Raw genomic sequence first — 20,653 nt, forward strand, 5'->3', positions numbered from 1 at the left:
CCGCTCCAGTGTACGGCGGACCCCGGCCGCTCTCAGGAGCGGACGGCCGTCGTGGTGCGGTCGCGCATCGTGAGATCGGGATGGGTGGCCGCTGCCGACCACCCGTCGGAGGCCAGGATGCTGCGGATCGCGGCCCCCTGCAGCTCGCCGTGCTCGATGACGATGCTGCCCCCGGGATGCACCAGGCGGAGCCCGACTCGCGACAGGGTCCGCACGACATCCAGGCCGTCGGCGCCGCCGTAGAGCGCCGCCGGCGGGTCCCACAGCCGCACTTCGGGGTCGCGCGGGATCGCGTCGTCGGGCACGTAGGGCGGGTTCGACACGAGCACCGAGACGGTGCCGTCGAGCTCCGGGAAAGCGCGCTCGAGGTCGATGAAGGCGAGGCGGGCGTTCGAAGCCCCGACGAGGGCGAAGTTCTCCTTCGTCCAGATGAACGCGTCGACGGAATTCTCGGCGGCGAAGACCCGGGCGTGCGGCACCTCCGTCGCCAGCGCCAGGGCGATCGCACCCGACCCGGTGCCGAGGTCGACGGCGACGGGCTCGGGGCCCGCGGCAGCACGCAGCAGGTCGATCGCGATCTGCGCGACCGATTCCGTCTCGGGACGCGGCACGAAGACGCCGGGACCGACGCGGAGCTCGAGGTGGCGGAACGGTGCGACCCCGGTCAGATGCTGCAGGGGCTCGCGCGCCGCACGGCGGGCCACGAGGTCGGCCAGTCGCGCGGCCTCTTCCTCGCCGATCGAGTCACCGCGGAAGACCGCGGCCGACAGCTCGCCCCGTCCGATGCCGAGGACGTGCGCGGCGAGGAGCTCGGCGTCGACCTGCGGGGTCGGGACGAAGGCGGCCTCGAGTTCGGCGGTCGCGGCACGCAGGACCTCGGTCAGGGTCGATGCGGGAGGGGGCGCGGTGCTCATGGCGCCGACAAGCCTAATCACGAGTGCGGATTCGTCACATTCGGCTCCCACGGCGAGGGGCGACAATAGGCTGGGGCGACGATCCCGCCGCGACGCGGCATCCGCTCGAAAACCCGAAAGGCAGACATGTCCGACCCGGTCACCCACGGCATCCACCCCGACATCACCACCGCGTACGGCAACACGCCTCTCGTGCGGTTGAACCGCGTCAGCGAGGGCCTGCCGGGCACGGTGCTCGCCAAGCTCGAGTTCTACAACCCGGCGTCGTCGGTCAAGGATCGCCTCGGCATCGCCATCGTCGACGCCGCCGAGAAGGCCGGCGCTCTCCAGCCCGGCGGCACGATCGTCGAGGGCACGAGCGGCAACACCGGCATCGCACTGGCCATGGTGGGCGCAGCGCGCGGCTATCGCGTCATCCTCACGATGCCCTCGTCGATGTCGATGGAGCGCCGTCTGCTGCTCAAGGCGTACGGCGCCGAGCTCGTGCTCACCGACCCTTCGCTGGGCATGAAGGGCGCCGTCTCGGAGGCGGAGAAGATCGCCGCCGAGACGCCGGGAGCAGTCCTCGCGAAGCAGTTCGCCAACGAGGCCAACCCCGACATCCACCGCCGCACGACGGCCGAGGAGATCCTCCGCGACACCGACGGCCAGGTCGGCTACTTCGTCGCCGGCATCGGCACGGGCGGCACGATCACCGGCGTCGGCCAAGTGCTCAAGGAGCGCCTCGCCGATGTGAAGGTGGTCGCGGTCGAGCCGAAGGACTCCCCTCTGCTGACCGAGGGGAAGCCCGGCCCCCACAAGATCCAGGGCATCGGGCCGAACTTCATTCCGCCGATCCTCGACCAGGGCGTCATCGACGAGGTGCAGGATGTCACCTTCGACGACGCGATCCGCGTCGCGCGCGAGGTCGCGCAGAAGGAAGGCATCCTCGTCGGCATCTCGTCGGGTGCGGCCGTCTGGGCCGCGCTCCAGGTCGCAGCGCGTCCCGAGGCCGAGGGCAAGAACATCGTCGTGATCATCCCCTCGTTCGGTGAGCGCTACCTCTCGACCCCGCTGTTCGAGGATCTGCGCGAAGACTGATGGGATCGCTCCGAGCACGCATCCGCGAAGACCTGGCCGCCGCGAAGCTCCGCGACCCCGCGGCGCGCAGCGGCCTCGAGATCGCGTTGCTGTACCCGGGGCTGCACGCGGTCTGGTCGTACCGCATCATGCACCGGCTGTGGCTCCGGCGCGCGCGATTCCTCGCGCGCGCCGGGTCGCAGCTGACCCGCTGGCTCACGGGGATCGAGATCCATCCCGGAGCGCGGATCGGCAGGCGTTTCTTCATCGACCACGGCATGGGCGTCGTGATCGGCGAGACCGCCGTCGTCGGCGACGACGTCATGCTGTACCACGGGGTGACTCTGGGCGGTCGCACCCGTCACGCCGGCAAGCGGCATCCCACACTCGAGGACGGTGTCGCCGTCGGCGCCGGCGCGAAGATCCTCGGTCCGATCACGATCGGCGCCCGAAGCGTCGTCGGCGCCAACGCGGTCGTCACGAAGGACGCCCCCGCCGATTCGGTGCTCGTCGGCGTGCCCGCCCGTCCTCGTGTCCGCCGCGAGGGCGAGGACACCCGCGCGGTGCTGACCGCACCCGAGTACCACATCTGAGTCCGATCGCCGGCTCCCGTCGACTCGCCAGAAACGGCGGAAGGGGGGGCCACCGGACCCGCCGATCCTGGCGAGTCGACGCGCCAGCGCGAGGAAGCGCGAGGGTCAGTCGTCGGCGAGAGCCGCCAGGCGGGCCTCTTCGTCGGCGGCGATGCAGCTGTCGATGACGGGTCCGAGGGCGCCGTCCATCACCTGATCGAGGTTGTAGGCCTTGTAGCCCGTCCGGTGATCCGCGATGCGGTTCTCGGGGAAGTTGTAGGTGCGGATGCGCTCGGACCGGTCCATCCCGCGGATCTGCGAGCGGCGGGCGTCGGATGCCGCGGCATCCCGCTCCTCCTGCTGCTTCGCCAGCAGCCGGGCGCGCAGCACGCGCATGCCGGCCTCGCGGTTCTGCAGCTGACTCTTCTCGTTCTGCATCGAGACGACGATGCCCGTGGGCACGTGCGTGATCCGCACGGCGGAGTCGGTCGTGTTGACCGACTGCCCGCCGGGGCCCGAGGAGCGGAAGACGTCGATCTTCAGGTCGTTCGGGTCGATCGTGATCTCTTCGGGCTCATCGACCTCGGGGAACACGAGCACGCCCGTCGTGGAGGTGTGGATGCGCCCCTGCGACTCTGTGGCGGGCACCCGCTGCACCCGGTGCACCCCGCCCTCGTACTTCAGGTGCGCCCACACTCCCTGCGACGGGTCGGAGGACGATCCCTTGATGGCGACCTGGACGTCCTTGTACCCGCCGAGGTCGGACTCGTTGCGCTCGAGAAGCTCGGTCTTCCAGCCGCGCGAGGCGGCGTACTGCATGTACATCCGCAGCAGGTCGGCGGCGAACAGAGCGGATTCCGCTCCCCCCTCGCCCTGCTTGATCTCCATGATGACGTCGCGGGCGTCATCGGGATCGCGCGGGATGAGCAGGCGACGCAGGCGCTCCTGCGCCTCGCGCAGCCCCTCCTCGAGGGCCGGCACCTCCGCCGCGAACGCGTCGTCCTCACGGGCGAGCTCGCGAGCCGCCGCGAGGTCGTCGGATGCCGCGACCCACGCGTCGTGGGCCGCGACGATCCGCGACAGCTCGGCGTAGCGCCGGTTCACGCGCTTGGCGCGCGCGGCGTCGGCGTGCACCGCGGGATCGGAGAGCTCCTCCTGAACCGCGCGGTGCTCATCGAGCAGCCCTCGGACCGACTCGAACACGATCAGCGGATGCTGTTGTCGTGCCCGCCCGAGTGCGTGGTCGGCGCCGGGATCGACTTCTGCATCTGAACGAGGAACTCGACGTTGGACTGCGTCTCCTTGAGCTTGTCGAGGATGACGCCCAGCGCGTGCTGCTGGTCGAGCCCGGCGAGGGCACGGCGCAGCTTCCAGGTGATCTTGACCTCGTCGGACGAGAGCAGCATCTCTTCGCGACGCGTCGACGAGGCGTTGACGTCGACGGCGGGGAAGATGCGCTTATCGGCCAGCTGACGCGACAGACGCAGCTCGCTGTTGCCCGTGCCCTTGAACTCCTCGAAGATGACCTCGTCCATCTTGGACCCGGTCTCCACCAGCGCCGTCGCGAGGATCGTGAGCGAACCGCCGTTCTCGATGTTGCGCGCCGCGCCGAAGAAGCGCTTGGGCGGGTACAGCGCCGACGCATCGACACCACCGGTCAGGACGCGTCCCGACGTCGGAGCCGACAGGTTGTAGGCGCGGCCGAGGCGCGTGATCGAGTCGAGCAGCACGACGACGTCGCGGCCGAGCTCGACGAGACGCTTGGCGCGCTCGATCGCGAGCTCGGCGACCGTGGTGTGGTCCTCGGCGGGACGGTCGAACGTCGAGGCGATGACCTCGCCCTTGACCGTGCGCTGCATGTCGGTGACCTCTTCGGGACGCTCGTCGACGAGCACGACCATGAGGTGGACCTCGGGGTTGTTCTGCGCGATCGCGCCGGCGATCTGCTGCAGCACGATCGTCTTGCCGGCCTTGGGTGGCGCGACGATGAGACCGCGCTGTCCCTTGCCGATCGGGGCCACGAGGTCGATGATCCGCTGGGTCAGCTTCTCGGGGCCGGTCTCGAGGCGCAGGCGCTCCTGCGGGTACAGGGGCGTCAGCTTGCCGAACTCGACGCGGCCGGCGGCGTCCTCGACGGACAGGCCGTTGATCGAGTCGACCTTGACGAGCGCGTTGTACTTCTGCCGGCTCGACTGCTCGCCCTCGCGGGGCTGCTTGATCGCGCCGACGACGGCGTCCCCCTTGCGCAGGTTGTACTTCTTGACCTGGCCGAGTGAGACGTAGACGTCCTGCGGGCCGGGGAGGTAGCCGGTCGTGCGGACGAAGGCGTAGTTGTCGAGGACGTCGAGCACACCGGCGATCGGGATGAGGACGTCGTCCTCGCTGATCTCGGTCTCGAACTCGTCGCCGCCCCCGCCCTGGCCACGCCGCTTGTTGCGCTGGCGGCCACGGCCGCTCTGGCCGGGCGCGTCGTCGTCGTCCGGGCCGTTGTTGCCGCCCTGGTTCTGACCCGCGCCCTGGTTCTGGTTGCCGCCCTGATTCTGGCCGGCCTGACCCTGGTTGCCCTGGGCGTTGTCCTTGTTGCGGTTGCGGTTGCGGCTGCGCGACCGGCTCCGCGAACGGCCGGACGACTCGCCGTCGCCCTCTCCGGACTCAGTCTTCGACGAGTCGTCGGAGGATGCCTCGGCGTCCGGCGCCTGCTCGGCGGGCGTCTCGGAAGCGCCCTCGGCAGCCGGAGCGTCGGCGGATTCGGCCGGGGCGTCGGTGCCCGGAGCGGCCTCGGTCTCGGCGTCCTTCTTCGCGTTGCGGCCGCGGCCACGGCCACGCGCCGGCTTCTTCGGCGCCTCGGTGGTCTCCGCCGGGGTGGTCTCTGCGTCGGCGGTCGCCTCGGCGGCATCGGCGGCCGGAGCCGTCTCGTCGGCGGTCGACGCGGCCTCTGCCGAGACAACGTCCGCGGCGGGCGCCTCCGCGTCGGACGCGGAGGTCTCCGCGGGCGCGTCGGACGCAGCGGTCTTCGCGGCGGGCGCCTCGTCGGTGGCCGGGACATCGGTGCTCTTGGCGCGGCGGGGCGCGCGCTTGCGCGGCGCCTTCGCCGGCTTCTCCGCGGGCGCTGCGGCCTCGGCGGGCTCGGCGGGCGCCGCGGCCTCGGCGGTCTCCACGGCCTCCGCCGGGGCGTCCGCCTCGGCAGCAGCAACGTCCGAGGCGTCAGATGCCGCGGCTTCGGCGCGCGTCTCCTCAGCGGGGGCAGCCGCCTCGGTGGGCGTCTCCACGACGGCATCCTGCTGCTCGGCCGCTTCCTCGGTCGGGGCGTCGACGGTCTCGTCGATCGTCAGGTTCTCGGAGTTGGACTCCACGAGTGCTCCTCTTAAACGGTGGATATGTCAGAACCGCGTCCAGCGCCGTCCACGGCGGGCGCCATCCACCTGCCACACGCGTCCGGCCGACGGCACGGGGTATGGATCAGGGGTGTTCGCGGTGATTCGCAGAATTGCGACGGAGGCTCAGATCACAAAGGTGTGGAACCCTCCGTATGGTCCCTCACCATACCACCGCGTACATCGACCGCCAGCATCCGCGCGTCCCACGGGGTGTCTGTGGTATGCGCGGCGACCTCGGCGGCGGCGAGGCGCTGGCCCGGACCATCGGCGAGCACGAGGACGCTGGGGCCGGCACCCGACACGACCGCCGCGAACCCCTCGGCGCGCAGGGCGCGCACGAGCTTATCGGTCTCGACCATCGCCTGCGCCCGGTAGGACTGGTGGAGCTTGTCCTCGGTGGCGGCCAGCAGCAGATCGGGGCTCTGCGTGAGGGCCGCGACGAGCAGCGCGGAGCGCGAGAGGTTGAAGATCGCGTCTTCACGGGTGACCTGGAGGGGATCGAATCCTCGGGCGACGGATGTCGACATCGTGAAGTCCGGCACGAACACCAGCGGCGCGACGCCGCGGTGGACGAGGAGCTTCTTGTGCTGCGGGCCGTGCTCGTCGACCCACGCGATCGTGAGGCCGCCGAACAGGGCCGGCGCGACGTTGTCGGGGTGCCCCTCGAGCTCGGTGGCCAGGCGCAGCAGCGCATCGGCGCCGATCTCGACGTCACCCGCGAGGAGGCCCTTCGCCGCGAGGAGGCCGGACACGACCGCAGCACCCGACGAGCCCATCCCCCGCCCGTGCGGGATCGCGTTGACCGCCTCGAGACGCACGCCGGGCATCGTCCGCCCGAACGCCTCGTAGGCGTAGGCCATCGCCCGCACGACGAGGTGCGAGGCATCGGTCGGGACGTCGGCGGCGCCCTCGCCCGCGACGGTGATCTCCAGGCCCGGGCCCGGCAGTTCCGTGACGATGAGTTCGTCGTAGACGCTGAGCGCGAGCCCCAGAGTGTCGAAGCCGGGGCCGAGGTTGGCGCTGGTCGCGGGAACGCGCACCTGGACCGACCGGGTCATGCCGTCGCCTCCGGCGCGAGATCGAGCACGGATGCCACCTCGGAGGTGGTCGCGTCGACGACGACCGGCTCGGCCTGACTGCCGTCCGCGTTGCGGAGGGCCCACTGCGGGTCCTTCAGGCCGTGACCGGTGACGGTCAGCACGACCGTCGAGCCGGCGGGGATGACGCCCGCTTCGGCACGGTCGAGGAGTCCGGCGACGGTGATCGCCGACGCGGGTTCGACGAACACGCCGGCCGTGCTCGCGAGGAGCTTCTGCGCCGCGAGGATGCGCTCGTCGTCGATGGCTCCGAACCAGCCCTGGGTCGCATCGCGCGCCTCGAGGGCGAGGTGCCACGACGCGGGGTTGCCGATGCGGATCGCCGTCGCGATGGTGTCGGGGTCTTTCACGACCTCGCCGCGGACGAGCGGCGCCGATCCGGCGGCCTGGAAGCCGAACATCCGCGGCACGCGCGTCGCTGCCCCGCGGGCGGCCTCCTCGCGATAGCCGCGAGCGTGAGCCGTGTAGTTGCCGGCGTTGCCGACGGGCACGAAGTGGAAGTCCGGCGCGTCACCCAGCTGCGACACGATCTCGTACGCCGCGGTCTTCTGTCCGTCGATGCGGTCGGGGTTGACGGAGTTGACCAGGTGCACGGGGTAATGGTCGGCCAGTTCGCGGGCGATCTCGAGACAGTCGTCGAAGTTGCCGCGGATCTGGATGAGACGCCCCCCGTGCGCGACGGCCTGGCTCAGCTTGCCCATCGCGATCTTGCCCTCGGGGACGAGGACGGCAGCCGTGATGCCGGCGTGCGCGGCGTAGGCCGCCGCAGACGCCGACGTGTTGCCCGTCGAGGCGCAGATGACCGCCTTCGCGCCGTGCTCGACGGCGCGCGAGAGCGCGACCGTCATGCCGCGGTCCTTGAACGAACCCGTCGGGTTCATACCTTCGAACTTCACCCAGACGTCGGCGCCCGTACGGTGCGAGAGCTCGCGAGCAGGGACGAGCGGCGTGCCGCCCTCCCCCAGGGTGACGACGGTCGAGGTGTCGGTGACGTCGAGGCGGTCGGCGAACTCGCGCAGCACTCCCTGCCAGACATGCGCCATGTCAGTCCCCCTCCACCCGCAGCACCGACACGACGCGCTTGACGACGCCGCTCTCGCCGAGCGAGGCGACGGCATCGCTGAGGTCCTGCTCGCGGGCGGTGTGGGTGCCGATGACCAGGCGGGCGGTCTGGACATCGCCGTCGGCGACGATCGTCTGCTCGAGCGTCGCCACCGAGACGTTGCCGTCGCTGAGGAGGCCCGCCACCGCGGCGAGGACGCCGGAGCGGTCGTCGACCTCGAGTGTGATCTGGTAGCGCGTCGTGACGTGTCCGATCGGGACGACCGGCAGGTTCGCCCGGGTGGACTCCCCCACGCCCACGCCGCCGGCGATGTGGCGGCGGGCGGCCGAGACGACGTCGCCCAGCACGGCCGACGCGGTCTGCACCCCGCCCGCGCCCGCGCCGTAGAACATCAGATCGCCCGCGGCCTCCGCCTGGACGAAGACGGCGTTGTTGGCTCCGTGGACGCTCGCGAGCGGGTGCTCGCGCGGGACGAGCGCGGGGTACACACGCACCGAGATCGTCTCGCCCGACGGCGACACCTCGGCGTCGGCGAGCCGCTCGCACACGGCGAGGAGCTTGATGACGTAGCCGGCCTTGCGTGCGGCATCCATCATGTCGGCGTCGATCTGGGTGATGCCCTCGCGGTGCACGGCGTTCAGCGGCACGGCGGTGTGGAAGGCGAGCGACGCGAGGATCGCGGCCTTCTGGGCGGCGTCGTACCCCTCGACGTCGGCCGTCGGGTCGGCCTCGGCGTACCCGAGCGCCTGCGCGTCGGCCAGGACGTCGGCGAAGTCCGACCCCTCGCGGTCCATGCGGTCGAGGATGTAGTTCGTCGTTCCGTTGACGATGCCCATGATGCGCTGCACCCGGTCGCCGGCGAGCGAGTCGCGCAGCGGGCGGATGATCGGGATGGCGCCGGCGGCCGCAGCCTCGTAGTAGATCGACGCGCCGACCTGGTCGGCCGCTTCGAACAGCTCGGGTCCGTGGGTCGCGAGCAGCGCCTTGTTCGCCGTCACGATGTCGGCTCCGGCACCGATCGCCTGGAGGATGCTCGTGCGCGCGGGCTCGATGCCGCCCATGAGCTCGATGACGATGTCGGAGCCGACGAGGAGCGGCTCGGGGTCGGTCGTCAGCAGCTCGCGGGGCAGCTCGACGTCTCGCGGCGCGTCGATGTCGCGCACCGAGATGCCCACGAGGTCGAGGGCGGCTCCGGCGCGATCGGCCAGTTCGTCTCCGTGCTTGAGCAACAGGGCGGCGACCTGCGAGCCGACGGCGCCGGCTCCGAGCAGGGCCACGCGCAGGCGGCGATAGTCCGTCATTCGGCTCCTTCTGTGGGGATGCCCGCGTCACGGGCGAGCAGGTCATCGATCGTCTCGCCGCGGACGATCACCCGGGCGACGCCGTTCGAGACGGCGACGACGGGCGGGCGGGGGACGTAGTTGTAGTTGCTGGCGAGCGAGTAGCAGTAGGCGCCCGTCGCCGGGACGGCCAGCAGATCGCCCGGGGTGACGTCGGCGGGCAGGTATTCGGCATCGACGACGATGTCTCCCGACTCGCAGTGCCGACCCACGACACGCGAGAGCGCAGCGGGCGCGTCACTGCGACGGTTCGCGACTCGTGCCGAATAGGCCGCTCCATAGAGGGCGGGCCGTGCGTTGTCGCTCATGCCGCCGTCGACGCTGACATACAGACGCTCGAGCTCGTCGCTGACGCGGACCGGCTTGGTGGTGCCGACCTCGTACAGGGTCACCCCGGCGCGGCCGACGATGGCGCGGCCGGGCTCGAAGGCGAGCATCGGCAGCGGGATGCCGTGGGCCTCGCACTCGCGGGCGACGGCCGCGACGATCCCGTCGGCCAGGTCTTCGATCGGGGTCGGGTCGTCGACGCTGGTGTAGGCGATGCCGAAGCCGCCGCCGAGGTTCAGCACCGGCACGTCGCCGCCGCCCAGAAGGCGGGCGTGGACGGCCACGAGCCGCGACGCCGACTCGGCGAAGCCCGCCGTACCGAAGATCTGCGATCCGATATGGCAGTGGAGCCCCACGAAACGCAGTGAGGGCAGCTCGCGGATGCGAGCGACCACGGCCTCGGCATCCGTGAGCGCGAAGCCGAACTTCTGGTCTTCGTGCGCCGTCGCGAGGAAGTCGTGGGTCTCGGCGTGCACGCCGCTGTTGACGCGGACGAGCACCGGCTGGACCGCCCCGCGTGCGGCGGCGATCTCGGCGATCCGGTCGATCTCGACGAGGCTGTCCACGATGACGGACCCGACTCCGAGTTCGACGGCGCGCGCGAGCTCGAGGCGTGACTTGTTGTTGCCGTGCAGCCCGATGCGCGCCGGATCCGCTCCGGCCGCCAGCGCGACGGCGAGCTCGCCGCCGGTGGCGACGTCGACCGCGAGTCCCTCCGCCGTGACCCAGCGCACGATCTCGGTGCTCAGGAACGCCTTGCCGGCGTAGTAGACGCGCGCAGTCGTGCCGTGACGTGCGGCGGCGGCGTCGAATGCCTGACGGACGCGACGCGCCTGCGCGACGACCGCATCCTGGTCGAGCACATAGAGCGGCGTGCCGAACTGCGCGGCCAAGTCGGTCGCCGCGATACCGCCGATCGACAGCGCGCCGCTGTCGTCGCGGCCGGCGCGAGGCGGCCAGACGGCTTCGACCAGTGCGTTGACGTCGGCGGGAGGAAGCAGCCATTCCGGCACGGCAGGGCGGACGTCGGACGCGGACACGGGAACACCAATCGGGAGAGACGCTGACCGTCCGGCAGACGAGGCCGCGACGGTGCCGCCAGTCTAGGACACCCGCCGTGCGGGCTCCGCCGGTGTGACCGCCCGCGACAGACACGGCCGTGAGCCCGCTCACGAGAGCGACGAGGGCGTGTCCTCTTCCGCGAGCCGGGCGACGGCCCGGCGGATCCGTGCGGCCCGCGCAGCATCCGACGGCGCGCTCAGGACAGGATGCAGGATGGAGTACCGCTCGGCGGCGCGGAGCGCGGCGAACCGGCGGGATGCCGCGGGCGACGCCGCGAGCGCCGCCTCGAGGTCGACCGGCATCGCAGCCCCGGCCTGCCCGGCGTAGGCGCGCTCCCACCGTCCGTCGGCGCGCGCACGGTCGACCTCGATCTGCCCTCTCGGGCGCATGCGACCCTCCGCGACCAGCCGCTCGATGATCCCCACGTTGCGCAGCGACCAGATCGAACGGGCGCGGCGCGGTGTGAACAGCTGCAGGAAGGTGGACTCGTCTCGGGAGTTCCGCCGGCCGTCGATCCAGCCGCTGCAGAGCGCCTCGTCGAGCGCCTCGGCGTACGTCAGCGACGTCGGCTCCGTCACGTTCTTCTTCGCGAGCACCAGCCGCACGCCGTCGGAGTCGGACTCGTAGACATCGAGCCAGGCTCGCCACGCGGCCGCATCCGCGACGACGAGAAGAGGCGGACCGCCGGCATCCGCTGTCATGAGCACTCCACCCTTGTAGCCTGGCGCAGGAGGCGACCATGGGCAATCACACCGATGATGCAGCACGACTCGACGAGCGCATCGGCGCGCTGAAGGAACGCATCTACGCCACCGTGACCGGATTGGCGATCCTCGCGGGCCTCTTCACCGCCGAGCACGTCACGGTCACCGAGTCGATCTTCGCCCTCGCGGTCGGCATCTTCGCCATCGCCGCCGCCGGCTTCGTCGCTGAAGTCATCGCCCATCAGATCGGGCATCGGCAGTTTCCGAGCGGACGAGAGCTGGCGGTCATGGCGCGGACGGCCGTGGTCGCCCTCGGAACCGCGTCGCTCCCCCTGCTCGCGCTGCTCCTCGCCCTGCTCGACGTCATCGACCTCGATACGGCGCTGATCATCGGGATCATCGCCGACGCGGCGGTGCTCGTCGGGGTCGTGCTGCTCGCCAGCGCGCGCACGGGTCTGACAGCGCTGCAGCGTCTGATCGCATCCGCGCTGCTGCTCGGGCTGGTCGCCGTGGTCGCCATCGCGCTGCTCCTCGCCCACGGCCACTGAGCGCGGCGAGGCGGCTGGCTCAGGCGCAGGTTCCGTCGGCCTGAAGCGCCGGATCGCGGATGATCGCTCCGTCGACGTCGACCTCGGCGACCAGTGCGCCGCGCTCGACGCGCACCTCGCGCAGCGTCAACCCGGCGGGAAGGCGATCGCGGATGCAGATCGGGTAGTCGCGCAATACCCCGTCGGTGGCCGAGCCGAACCGCTGACGGAGGTCGTCGCCGGTCAGTTCCGCACCGCCGAGCCGCACGGCGGCGGGCGTGAGAACGATGTCACCGTCCACGGCGCTCGGAGTCAGGTCGAGTCCGAGCGGGACGGAGAGCGCGAACAGCGGCATCTCGACCTGCACCGTCACGTTCGGCGGGTCGAGCTCGACCCCTGCTCCCGAGACCCCGGAGACCTGCGAGAGCAGGGTCTCCAGCTGGTCCTCCGCGAACACCACCGTCGCCTCGGCCGACCCGATGTCGCCCCCGTCGGCTCGGATGGGGACATCGGTCGCGCGCACCGACACGTCGGCCAGGACGTCGCCGAGCGGGATGCCGTCACTGGAAACGTCGAGACGGTCGAGCCGGCCCCCGATGACCTGCGGCAGCACCGGCTCGTCGAAGCCGACGTCGATCTGCTGGTCTTCGGGCAGCGCGAGGCGGGTGATGATCTGCTCGCGCACGGTGTTCGTGAGGATGCTGCGCGTGATGCTCTCGGCGACGAACCACGCGGCGATCGCGAGGCCGACGACCACGACGAGAGCGATGATCCACGGCAGTGCCCGCCGCCGTCGCTTCGGCGACACGGGGATCGCCTCGGGCAGCGGAACGGTGGGCTGCGTGGCACCGCTCACGTCGGTCACATCCGTTCGGGGGCGCTGACGCCCAAGAGGTCGAGCCCGTTGCGCAGCACCTGTCCGGTGGCGTCGTTGAGCCAGAGCCGGGTGCGGTGGAGGTCGGTGACCTCCTCGTCGCCGAGCGGCGTGACACGGCAGGTGTCGTACCAGCGGTGGTAGAGGCTCGCGAGCTCCTCGAGGTACCGGGCGACGCGGTGCGGCTCGCGCAGTTCGGCGGCGAAGGCCACGATGCGCGGGAACTCCTGGAGCGCGCCGAAGAGAGCCGACTCGGTCTCGTGGTCGAGCATCTCCGGAGCGAAGGCGTCGCGGGTGACGCCGGAGTCGGCGGCGTTGCGCGCGACGTTGTGCGTGCGGGCGTGCGCGTACTGCACGTAGAACACGGGGTTGTCGTTCGTGCGCTTCTGCAGGATCTCCGGATCGAGCGTCAGCGGCGAGTCGGCGGGGTAACGGGCGAGCGAGTAGCGCAGTGCATCGGTGCCGAGCCAGTCGCGCAGGTCGTCGAGCTCGATGATGTTCCCGGCGCGCTTGGACAGGCGGGCACCGTTGACCGAGACGAGCTGGCCGATCAGCACCTCGATGTCCTTCTCGGGGTCGTCACCGGCCGCGCCCGCGAGCGCTTTCAGACGGTGGACGTACCCGTGGTGATCGGCGCCCAGCAGGTAGATCTTGTGTGCGAAACCGCGATCGCCCTTGTTGAGGTAGTAAGCGGCGTCGGCGGCGAAGTAGGTGTACTCGCCGTTGGAACGGCGGATGACGCGGTCTTTGTCGTCACCGAAGTCGGTCGTCCGCACCCAGACGGCGTCATCCTGATCGAAGACGTGTCCCTGCGCTCGCAGGCGGTCGACGGCCTGGTCGACGAGGCTCGGTCCGCCGTCGGCGGGGGTCGCGTGCAGGAGCCGCTCGCTGAAGAAGACGTCGAAGTGCACGTTGAACTTCTCGAGCGAGTCCTTCAGGTCGGCCATCTGAAGCTCGTAGCCGAGGTCGAGTGCGACCTGCTCCTGCTCCTCGGGCGCGAGGGTCAGCAGATCGGGGCGCGCCGACAGGACCCGCCGCGCGAGGTCGTCGATGTACGCGCCCGGGTAGCCGTCTTCGGGCGTGGGCTCTCCCTTGGCGCTCGCGAGCACCGAACGCCCGAACCGCTGCATCTGCGCGCCAGCGTCGTTGATGTAGAACTCGCGAACGAGCTCGGCCCCGCTGGCCAGCAGCAGCCGGGCGATCGCGTCACCGAGCGCCGCCCACCGCGTGTGCCCGATGTGCATGGGCCCCGTCGGATTCGCGCTGACGAACTCGAGGTTGATCGAGTTGCCGGCCTGGCTGTCGTTGCGGCCGAAGGCGGCCCCGGCCTCGACGATCTCTCGTGCGAGCGCGCCGGCGGCGGCGGCATCCAGCCGGATGTTGATGAACCCGGGGCCGGCGACCTCGACGGATGCCACGCCCGGCGTCTCGGCGAGCGCCGCCGCGATCTCGGCGGCGAACTCACGCGGGTTTGTGCCGACGCGCTTGGCGAGCTTCATCGCCGCGTTCGACGCCCAGTCACCGTGGTCGCGGTTCTTGGGACGCTCGAAGACGAAGTCGGCGGCGGTGAGGCCATCGCTCGAGCCGGGGCGTCGCGCCTCGGCGAGAGGGGCGACGACGGACAGGAGGGCTTCGGCGAGAGCATCGGGATTCATAGCCCTCCGATTCTAGGCGGGCGGCCGCAGGCCCGATGCTGAACGTCTCGACGACGGCATCACGCGAGGGTGATGAACGCCTCGTGATCGTCTCGGGCGGGATCGTCGACGGTCGCGTCTCCCCCGGCGACCTCGGCATCGACGCGAAGATGCGTGAGCGCGACGTTGCCGCCGTAGTAGCTGAGGAACGCGCAGTCGGCGGCATCCCGGCCGGTCGCGATTCGGACGAGACCGCGGCGGTTCGACAGCCGGGTCGCGTCGATGACGTGCCAGGCCCCGTCGACATACGCCTCGGCGACCGCGTGAAAATCCATCGGACGCAGCCCCGGCGCATAGCAGGCGGCGTAGCGCGCGGGAACGTCCATCGCCCGCAGCAGCGCGATGACGAGGTGGGCGTAGTCGCGGCACACCCCCTGTCCGGTCGCGAGGGTCGTGACCGCGGAGTCGGTGCCGAGGCTGAGGCCGGGCGCGTAGGTCGTGTTCGTGGCCACGAAGTCGCCGATCGCCGAGACCAGTGCGGGCCCCTGCAGGCCACGGAACTGTCGGCGCGCGTGCGCGAACACCTCGTCGGACTGCGCATAGCGACTCGGCCGCAGATAGGCGATGGTGTCGAGTTCGCTCGTCGGCGACGGGGCGGCGGTGCCGTCGACGATTGCCCGGTAGCGGATGGCGATCGTCCCCGCCTCGCCAGCGACGCGGTGGATGCGGGTGCCGGTGGGAGAGGCGGGCGGGTCGACGATCTCGGAGACGGAGAGCGAGCGGCCGGCGAGCGTGATGCTCAGTTCTTCGTCGCGGAGAGACGCCGCGCGCGACGCGGCGATCTGCAGGATGACGTCGACGGGACCGGTCATCTGGAGGTCGAGTTCGGCCGTCAGGATGCGCTGCACCGGGTAATCCTCGCACGCGGCGAAGCGCCGTCGGGCCGCTCCCGGCGGTGATCGGATCGCCCACGATGGCAGGCTGGTGGTCGGCCACGAAACGAGGAGCCCTCATGTCGAAGACCGTCACCCTCATCCGCGCATCGTCTCTCTCGGATGCCGCTGAATACGCGTACGCCGCCACCGCCCCCGCGGACGCGCGCCTCATCTTCCTCGCCGGTTCCTGCCCGCTCGCCGCCGACGGGTCGACGGTCGGCGTCGGAGACTACGCCGCGCAGGCGGCATCCTGCATCGAGAACATGAGAGGGGCGCTCGCCGCTGCCGGCGCAGGGATCGAGAACGTCATCAGCACCCGCGTTCTCGTCGCCTCGAGCTCGCAGGCCGACCTCGTCACCGCCTGGGAGGTCGTGCGCGACGCGTTCGGCGACCACGACGTGCCCAGCACCCTGATGGGTGTGACGGTACTCGGCTACGACGACCAGCTGGTCGAGATCGAGGCGGTCGCCGCCGTCCGCGACTGAGGGAGTCAGGCCTCGGGCCGCACGGTCCGCAGAACCATGCTCATCCCCGTACGCGCCGGGGCGACGTCGGTGAACCCGCGCGACTCGTACAGACGGCGCCCCGGCGGATCGGCGGTGAGCGTGATGTACGCGCCCTCGTCCGCACGATCACGGATCTCGGCGAGCAGCTCGTCGAGGATGAGCGACCCGAAGCCGTTGCCCTGGTGCGCCGGAAGGGTGGCCATGTCTGCCACGAGGAAGTACCACCCGCCGTCGCCGACGATGCGCCCCATCGCGACGCTCCGGCCGTCGGCGTCCGCGACGCGTCGGAACGCCCATGTGCCCGCGATCGCAGCCGCAGCCTGCGCCGGCGTCTTGGGCGACAGCCCGCTCTCGGTGCGCAGAGCGACGTAATCGGCCACGCTCGGAGGCGTGGTGTGCAGCGTGTAGCCGGGGGGAAGCGGGCGATCGGGAGTCACCCGTCCTTCCTACCCGATCGGATGACGTACCCTCAGCGTGTGCGAACCCGAAACGCCCGTCCCCGCCGCAGAAGCGTGTGGGCCGTCTCGGCGATCTCGGCCGCGGTGGTCGCGCTGGCGCTGACGGCGTTCCTGCGCCCCTGGGCGGCGCCCACGGCGGCGCCGGTGGCAGCCGCCCCCGGCACGGTCGTCAGGGTCGAGGCGGCGCCGCTCGCGCTTCCCACGGGTGCGCGCGTTCTGATCTTCGGCGACTCGTGGACGTACGGCTCCGCGGCATCCGATCCGACGCTCGGGTACGCGTATGTCGTCGCTCAGCGAACGGGGTGGACGACGATCGTCGACGGCGTTCGCGGCAGCGGCTACCTCAAGCCGGGCATCGACGGGCCCTCGTTCGGTGACCGAATCGCCGCGCTCGACCCCGCGCTCGATCCCGACCTCGTGATCGTTCAGGGGTCGATCAACGACCGCAGGCAAGGTGCGGCCGGGTACCGCGACGCTGTGAACGCGGCGTGGGACGACCTCGCGGCGACCTACCCCGAAGCGCGCATCGTCGTACTCGGTCCGGCGCCGCAGGTGCTTCCCGTGGAGAGCGAGACGGCCCGCATCGACCGGGATCTCGCCGAGCTCGCCGGTGCCCGGGGCTGGTGGTACCTGTCCCCCATCGCCGAGGACTGGATCACCGAGGCCAACTACAGCGACGTCATCGACACGAGCGCCACGGGCCGCGACCACCCCTCGACGGCGGGGCACGCTTATCTCGCCGATCGCCTGGCGGCCGACGTCGCGGCGATCACCGAAGCACCGGTGGTCGCCGCCGAGCCCGCCCCTGAGCCGCTCGTCCCCTGAGCCGCTGGCCTACGAAGGCCCCGCGCTGAGGTGTTCGTGCACGAGGCGCCAGCCCGAGCCGGTGCGGTGGAAGACGTTGGTCGCACGACCGCGACCGCTTCGGGCCTGTCCGTCGATGTGTCCGCTCCACCGGTACGTGTAAACGGCCACCGCCGCGTCGGCGGCATCCACGACCCACTCGACGTCCTCCGCCCCGTAGACCTCATCGGGAATGAGCGCCCATGTCCGCTCGAAGTAGGTGCGGACCGCCGCGAGACCGGCGCAGGTGGCATCGCCGAAGTAGTACACCGCGCTCGGGTCGAGCAGCTGTTCGACCTCGTCGAAGTCGTGGGTGTTGGTCGCGGCGATGTAGCGCGCGAGAGTGTCGGATGCGGTCATGCCCGGGTCCTTTCGTTCATCGCAGCGGCAGGGCCGGCGAGGGCGCTCATGCTCCACACCGGTGGCGCCTCGGGCGGCTCGGTCCGCGACACCACCGAGAAGCCGTGTCGTTCGTAGAGCCGGACGTTGCGCTCGTCCGACGTGTCGAGCGCGAATCGGCCGGCGCCCCGCCGTGCGCCCTCCGCGAGCGCGAACCGGATGAGGTCGGATGCGAGACCGCGCCCCTGACGGGCGGGCATGACGCCGACCGTCTCGATGCGCCACGAGTCCGGCTCGCCCGGCTCGGAAGTGGCGTCACCGAGCCGCCCGAGCCGGTCGCCGTGCAACTGCACGATGCGGTCGACGACGCCCGGTGCCGGGTCCGGCGCATCCGACGGGAGCACGGCGATCACTCCGTCAGCGGGGCCCGTGATCCCGACGAAGCCGTGGACGTGCGCGTGCCGCAGGTAGACGAGCTGCAGCTCACGGAGCCGCCACGCGTAGTCGTCCTCGGGGATCACGTGGCGTGTCCACGCGTAGTTCTCGAACGCTGCCGCGAGCGCATCGGCAGCAGCTTCCAGTTCGTTCTCGGTGACGAGGCGAGCGCGAGGTGTCATACGGGTGCGTCCTGGGGTTGCTTGTGATCGGATGCCGGTGCTACCGGCGTCGCCGACCCGGATTCGACGATCGCCTGCAGCGTCGCCAGGTGACGGGCGAACGCCTCGCGACCGGCATCCGTGATGCCGACCCACGTCCGCGTCCGCCGGCCGACGGCTTCTTTCCGCACCTCGACGAGCCCCGCGTCGGCCAGCACGGTGAGCGTCTGCGAGAGGGTCGAGTCGCTCACCTCGAGCAGGTCGGCGAGGAAGCGGAAGTCGACGTCCTCGAGATTGCGGAGGGCAGCCAGCAGCGAGAACCGCACAGGCGAGTGGATGAGGGCGTCGATGTCCTTGCGCGGATGACTCATCGGCGTGAGCTCGGGAAGAGGCAGGCGAGGATCGGAGAGACCGACACGACTCCCGCGAGAACCCACCACCACGGCGAAGAGAGCTGCAGCAGTTGGAGCGCGGGGTCGAGCATCAGGGTGTACAGCGCGAACCACGTCGCGATCGCGATGCCCATATTCCGCAGTCCGTTACGGGGCACCGACCGCTGGTAGCGGAACGCGATGATCCAGATGCAGAGCGTGGCGAGGAGGAAGGGCGCGAACGCCCTCCAGTAGCCGACGCCGGCGACGTCGATCGACAGGGTGAACGCGAGCGCGTACGCGGCTTGCGCCACGACGAAGACCCGGAACCATCGCGTGGCGCGACGCGCATCCCTTCCGGCCTTCGTCCCGACGGCGACCATGCGGGCTGCGTCATCGTAAGCGAAGTTGTTTTGCGTCATGCAACGACTTTAACACTTGTAAAGTGAGCGTCGCCACCTCCCCCACGGTCGTTTCGGTCGCCTCCGCGGTGATAGTCTCGATCGGCACGCCTCCGTAGCTCAGGGGATAGAGCGTTGGTTTCCGGTACCAAAGGTCGCAGGTTCGATTCCTGTCGGGGGCACCAGTGCGAGAAGGGGCAGTCGACTGATCGACTGCCCCTTCTGCGTCCGCGGCGACGGTCAATCGGCGAGGTGGATGCCGAGATCGGTCCGGCCGGGATGGATGTCGTCGCGCAGCGACCGGGTGCCGCGGTAGTCACCGTCGCGGAGCGCTCGGTACCGGCGCGGCGTCTCGCTGTCGAGCCCGGCGATGCGGGCACGCAGGCGCTCGGCCTCGCGGTCGACGCCCGCGGCATCCAGCCCGTCGGCGTCGTAGACGACATGGAGGTCGAGGGTTTCGATCCCGACGTACCAGAGCGCGCCGTGCGTCAGCGGGAACAGGAGCGAGTCGAGGTCGCCGCTGATTCCGCGCTCCCCGATCGAACGTTCGTCCTCTCCCACCGTCACGACGACGAGCGCACGCCGGCCGGCCAGCCCGCCGTCGCCGTAGCGCCGCGGGACACCGAGCTCCGGGTCCATGTCGCCGTAGGCGAAGCCATTGGTGAGCACGCGGTCGATCCACCCCTTAAGGATCGCGGGCGGCCCGTACCACCACAGCGGGAACTGCAGCACGAGCAGCTCCGCGGCCGCGAGCTTGCGCTGTTCCTCGATCACCTCGTCCGGGAAGGGGACGCGCCCGTACTCGCCTCCGGCGGGTCCCGATGCCCGCCCGAGCGTGACGTCGAGCTCGCTGTCCGGGAACACCGGGTTGAACCGCTGCGCGTACAGGTCGGATGTCGCGACGCTGTGCGTTCGCGACAGCTCCGCCACACCGTCACGGAAGAGCCGGGCGTTGAACGAGGTCGATCGCGGATGGGCGAGCACCCAGTGAGCGGCGCCCGGCGTGGGCTGGTGCGAGATGGTCATGATTCCTCCGGTTCGGTGGCTGGTGTCACGAGGGCGTGCAGGACGCGCGTGAGGGTGGAGCGTGCCACCGCAGGGCTCACGCGTTCGTCGAGCGCTGCTCGCGTGAGGGCATCGCCGGCACCGACGAGGGCCTGCGCGCCGGCGTCATCGAGACGAACGCCGCACGAGGCGAGCACGTCGTCGCACAGCGCGAGGTAGGCCCCCTCCGCCTCGCGCCGCACCTCGACGAGCGTCGCAGATCCATCGAGCGCCGAGACCACGTCCGCCAGCTCGCGCCCCTCGGCGAGCGAGCAGTCGATGTAGGCTCCGGCGATGGCGCCGCACACGGCATCGAGCGTGAGCGACGCGTCGGCGAGCGCCGCGACGAGGGCCGCCCGCTGCTGATCCTCGAACTCTCGGTAGAGCTCGGCCAGGGCGCCGGCACGATCGCCGAAGTGGTCATACACGACGGGCTTGGTCACCCCCGCGCGCTCGGCGAGCCGGCCCAGCGTGAACTCATCGGTGCCCCGCTCGCGGATCAGCTCGCGAGCGACCGCCAGCAGCTGCGCGCGACGCTCGTGCCGCAGCATCCGCCGCCGCGTGCCCTCGCTCATGATGCCTCCCTCTAAGTTACCGACAGTAGCTTAGA

At 70.8% G+C, this 20,653-nt stretch carries 23 protein-coding genes and 1 tRNA gene; 6 read left to right on the forward strand and 18 right to left on the reverse strand.

The genetic code is table 11. The features are described 5' to 3' along the window. Positions 1-32 precede the first annotated feature (32 nt). On the reverse strand, positions 33-914 hold the full coding sequence (prmC, locus tag MTS1_RS14270) for a peptide chain release factor N(5)-glutamine methyltransferase (RefSeq protein ID WP_023955213.1): 882 nt from the start codon (positions 912-914) through the stop codon (positions 33-35). Positions 915-1,040: 126 nt separating this feature from the next. Here prmC and cysK point away from each other — a divergent pair, with 126 nt between their 5' ends. Both cysK and epsC read left to right on the forward strand, forming a co-directional pair. Continuing rightward, a complete protein-coding gene (gene cysK, locus MTS1_RS14275) occupies positions 1,041-1,994 on the forward strand; it encodes a cysteine synthase A (protein ID WP_023955215.1) in 954 nt (317 codons plus the stop codon). After that, the gene (epsC, locus tag MTS1_RS14280) at positions 1,994-2,566 is read left to right on the forward strand and encodes a serine O-acetyltransferase EpsC (protein ID WP_023955217.1); all 573 of its coding nucleotides are present in this window, start codon (positions 1,994-1,996) and stop codon (positions 2,564-2,566) included. Before cysK ends, epsC begins: the two co-directional genes overlap by 1 nt. Before the next feature lie 105 nt (positions 2,567-2,671). Here epsC and prfA read toward each other — a convergent pair whose 3' ends face one another. From prfA to MTS1_RS14315, 7 genes are all read right to left on the reverse strand, one after another. Then, a complete protein-coding gene (gene prfA / locus MTS1_RS14285) occupies positions 2,672-3,748 on the reverse strand; it encodes a peptide chain release factor 1 (protein WP_023955219.1) in 1,077 nt (358 codons plus the stop codon). A 2-nt stretch (positions 3,749-3,750) separates the two neighbouring features. Further along, the gene (gene rho / locus MTS1_RS14290; RefSeq protein WP_023955221.1) at positions 3,751-5,898 is read right to left on the reverse strand and encodes a transcription termination factor Rho; all 2,148 of its coding nucleotides are present in this window, start codon (positions 5,896-5,898) and stop codon (positions 3,751-3,753) included. A gap of 152 nt (positions 5,899-6,050) precedes the next feature. After that, positions 6,051-6,980: a homoserine kinase gene (gene thrB, locus MTS1_RS14295; RefSeq protein ID WP_036305916.1), complete on the reverse strand. Its 930-nt coding sequence runs from the start codon at positions 6,978-6,980 to the stop codon at positions 6,051-6,053. After that, complete coding sequence (gene thrC, locus MTS1_RS14300; RefSeq protein WP_023955225.1) at positions 6,977-8,062, reverse strand: threonine synthase; 1,086 nt, start codon at positions 8,060-8,062, stop codon at positions 6,977-6,979. The genes thrB and thrC overlap by 4 nt, the downstream gene beginning before the upstream one ends. A gap of 1 nt (position 8,063) precedes the next feature. Further along, positions 8,064-9,383 (reverse strand): homoserine dehydrogenase, encoded by a 1,320-nt coding sequence (locus tag MTS1_RS14305; RefSeq protein WP_023955227.1) that lies wholly within the window; start codon positions 9,381-9,383, stop codon positions 8,064-8,066. Next, a complete protein-coding gene (gene lysA, locus MTS1_RS14310) occupies positions 9,380-10,789 on the reverse strand; it encodes a diaminopimelate decarboxylase (protein ID WP_023955229.1) in 1,410 nt (469 codons plus the stop codon). The genes MTS1_RS14305 and lysA overlap by 4 nt, the downstream gene beginning before the upstream one ends. A 129-nt stretch (positions 10,790-10,918) precedes the next feature. Beyond that, complete coding sequence (locus MTS1_RS14315) at positions 10,919-11,512, reverse strand: YdeI family protein (protein ID WP_023955231.1); 594 nt, start codon at positions 11,510-11,512, stop codon at positions 10,919-10,921. A gap of 38 nt (positions 11,513-11,550) precedes the next feature. Between MTS1_RS14315 and MTS1_RS14320 the strand changes: the two genes are divergently transcribed. Next, complete coding sequence (locus tag MTS1_RS14320) at positions 11,551-12,063, forward strand: hypothetical protein (RefSeq protein WP_023955233.1); 513 nt, start codon at positions 11,551-11,553, stop codon at positions 12,061-12,063. 19 nt (positions 12,064-12,082) lie between these two features. Here the strand turns inward: MTS1_RS14320 and MTS1_RS14325 are convergent, their stop codons facing one another. From MTS1_RS14325 to MTS1_RS14335, 3 genes are read right to left on the reverse strand one after another with little or no spacing between them, the layout of a single operon-like run. Further along, the gene (locus tag MTS1_RS14325; protein WP_023955235.1) at positions 12,083-12,898 is read right to left on the reverse strand and encodes a DUF2993 domain-containing protein; all 816 of its coding nucleotides are present in this window, start codon (positions 12,896-12,898) and stop codon (positions 12,083-12,085) included. A 5-nt stretch (positions 12,899-12,903) separates the two neighbouring features. Then, positions 12,904-14,571, reverse strand: a complete 1,668-nt coding sequence (locus tag MTS1_RS14330) for an arginine--tRNA ligase (protein WP_023955237.1) — start codon at positions 14,569-14,571, stop codon at positions 12,904-12,906. Positions 14,572-14,630: 59 nt separating this feature from the next. Continuing rightward, a complete protein-coding gene (locus MTS1_RS14335; RefSeq protein ID WP_023955239.1) occupies positions 14,631-15,458 on the reverse strand; it encodes a transglutaminase family protein in 828 nt (275 codons plus the stop codon). 104 nt (positions 15,459-15,562) lie between these two features. On the opposite strand from MTS1_RS14335, the gene MTS1_RS14340 reads away from it, so the two are divergent. Continuing rightward, positions 15,563-15,970 (forward strand): RidA family protein, encoded by a 408-nt coding sequence (locus MTS1_RS14340; RefSeq protein ID WP_023955241.1) that lies wholly within the window; start codon positions 15,563-15,565, stop codon positions 15,968-15,970. Positions 15,971-15,975: 5 nt separating this feature from the next. Here the strand turns inward: MTS1_RS14340 and MTS1_RS14345 are convergent, their stop codons facing one another. After that, the gene (locus tag MTS1_RS14345; protein ID WP_023955243.1) at positions 15,976-16,428 is read right to left on the reverse strand and encodes a GNAT family N-acetyltransferase; all 453 of its coding nucleotides are present in this window, start codon (positions 16,426-16,428) and stop codon (positions 15,976-15,978) included. A gap of 39 nt (positions 16,429-16,467) precedes the next feature. Between MTS1_RS14345 and MTS1_RS14350 the strand changes: the two genes are divergently transcribed. After that, complete coding sequence (locus MTS1_RS14350) at positions 16,468-17,274, forward strand: SGNH/GDSL hydrolase family protein (protein ID WP_036306130.1); 807 nt, start codon at positions 16,468-16,470, stop codon at positions 17,272-17,274. A gap of 9 nt (positions 17,275-17,283) precedes the next feature. On the opposite strand, the gene MTS1_RS14355 is transcribed toward MTS1_RS14350, so the two are convergent. The 4 genes from MTS1_RS14355 to MTS1_RS14370 are packed head-to-tail and all read right to left on the reverse strand — an operon-like array spanning position 17,284 to position 19,020. Next, positions 17,284-17,652, reverse strand: coding sequence for a nuclear transport factor 2 family protein (locus MTS1_RS14355; protein WP_023955247.1), 369 nt, complete (start codon positions 17,650-17,652; stop codon positions 17,284-17,286). Then, positions 17,649-18,248 carry an N-acetyltransferase gene (locus tag MTS1_RS14360; protein WP_023955249.1) on the reverse strand — a complete coding sequence of 200 codons (600 nt, stop codon included), beginning with the start codon at positions 18,246-18,248 and terminating at the stop codon, positions 17,649-17,651. The genes MTS1_RS14355 and MTS1_RS14360 overlap by 4 nt, the downstream gene beginning before the upstream one ends. Next, entirely contained in the window at positions 18,245-18,598 is a 354-nt protein-coding gene (locus MTS1_RS14365; RefSeq protein ID WP_023955251.1) for a transcriptional regulator, read from the reverse strand. The genes MTS1_RS14360 and MTS1_RS14365 overlap by 4 nt, the downstream gene beginning before the upstream one ends. Beyond that, positions 18,595-19,020 carry a hypothetical protein gene (locus MTS1_RS14370; protein ID WP_023955253.1) on the reverse strand — a complete coding sequence of 142 codons (426 nt, stop codon included), beginning with the start codon at positions 19,018-19,020 and terminating at the stop codon, positions 18,595-18,597. Before MTS1_RS14370 ends, MTS1_RS14365 begins: the two co-directional genes overlap by 4 nt. An 88-nt stretch (positions 19,021-19,108) precedes the next feature. Here MTS1_RS14370 and MTS1_RS14375 point away from each other — a divergent pair. Beyond that, positions 19,109-19,184, forward strand: a tRNA-Arg gene (locus MTS1_RS14375). Positions 19,185-19,239: 55 nt separating this feature from the next. On the opposite strand, the gene MTS1_RS14380 is transcribed toward MTS1_RS14375, so the two are convergent. Beyond that, positions 19,240-20,025, reverse strand: coding sequence for an NAD(P)H-dependent oxidoreductase (locus MTS1_RS14380; protein WP_023955255.1), 786 nt, complete (start codon positions 20,023-20,025; stop codon positions 19,240-19,242). Beyond that, positions 20,022-20,618, reverse strand: coding sequence for a TetR/AcrR family transcriptional regulator (locus MTS1_RS14385; RefSeq protein ID WP_023955258.1), 597 nt, complete (start codon positions 20,616-20,618; stop codon positions 20,022-20,024). Before MTS1_RS14385 ends, MTS1_RS14380 begins: the two co-directional genes overlap by 4 nt. Between the last annotated feature and the right edge of the window lie 35 nt (positions 20,619-20,653).

The sequence above is a fragment of the Microbacterium sp. TS-1 genome (genome assembly GCF_000509385.1).
GTDB lineage: Bacteria > Actinomycetota > Actinomycetes > Actinomycetales > Microbacteriaceae > Microbacterium > Microbacterium arborescens.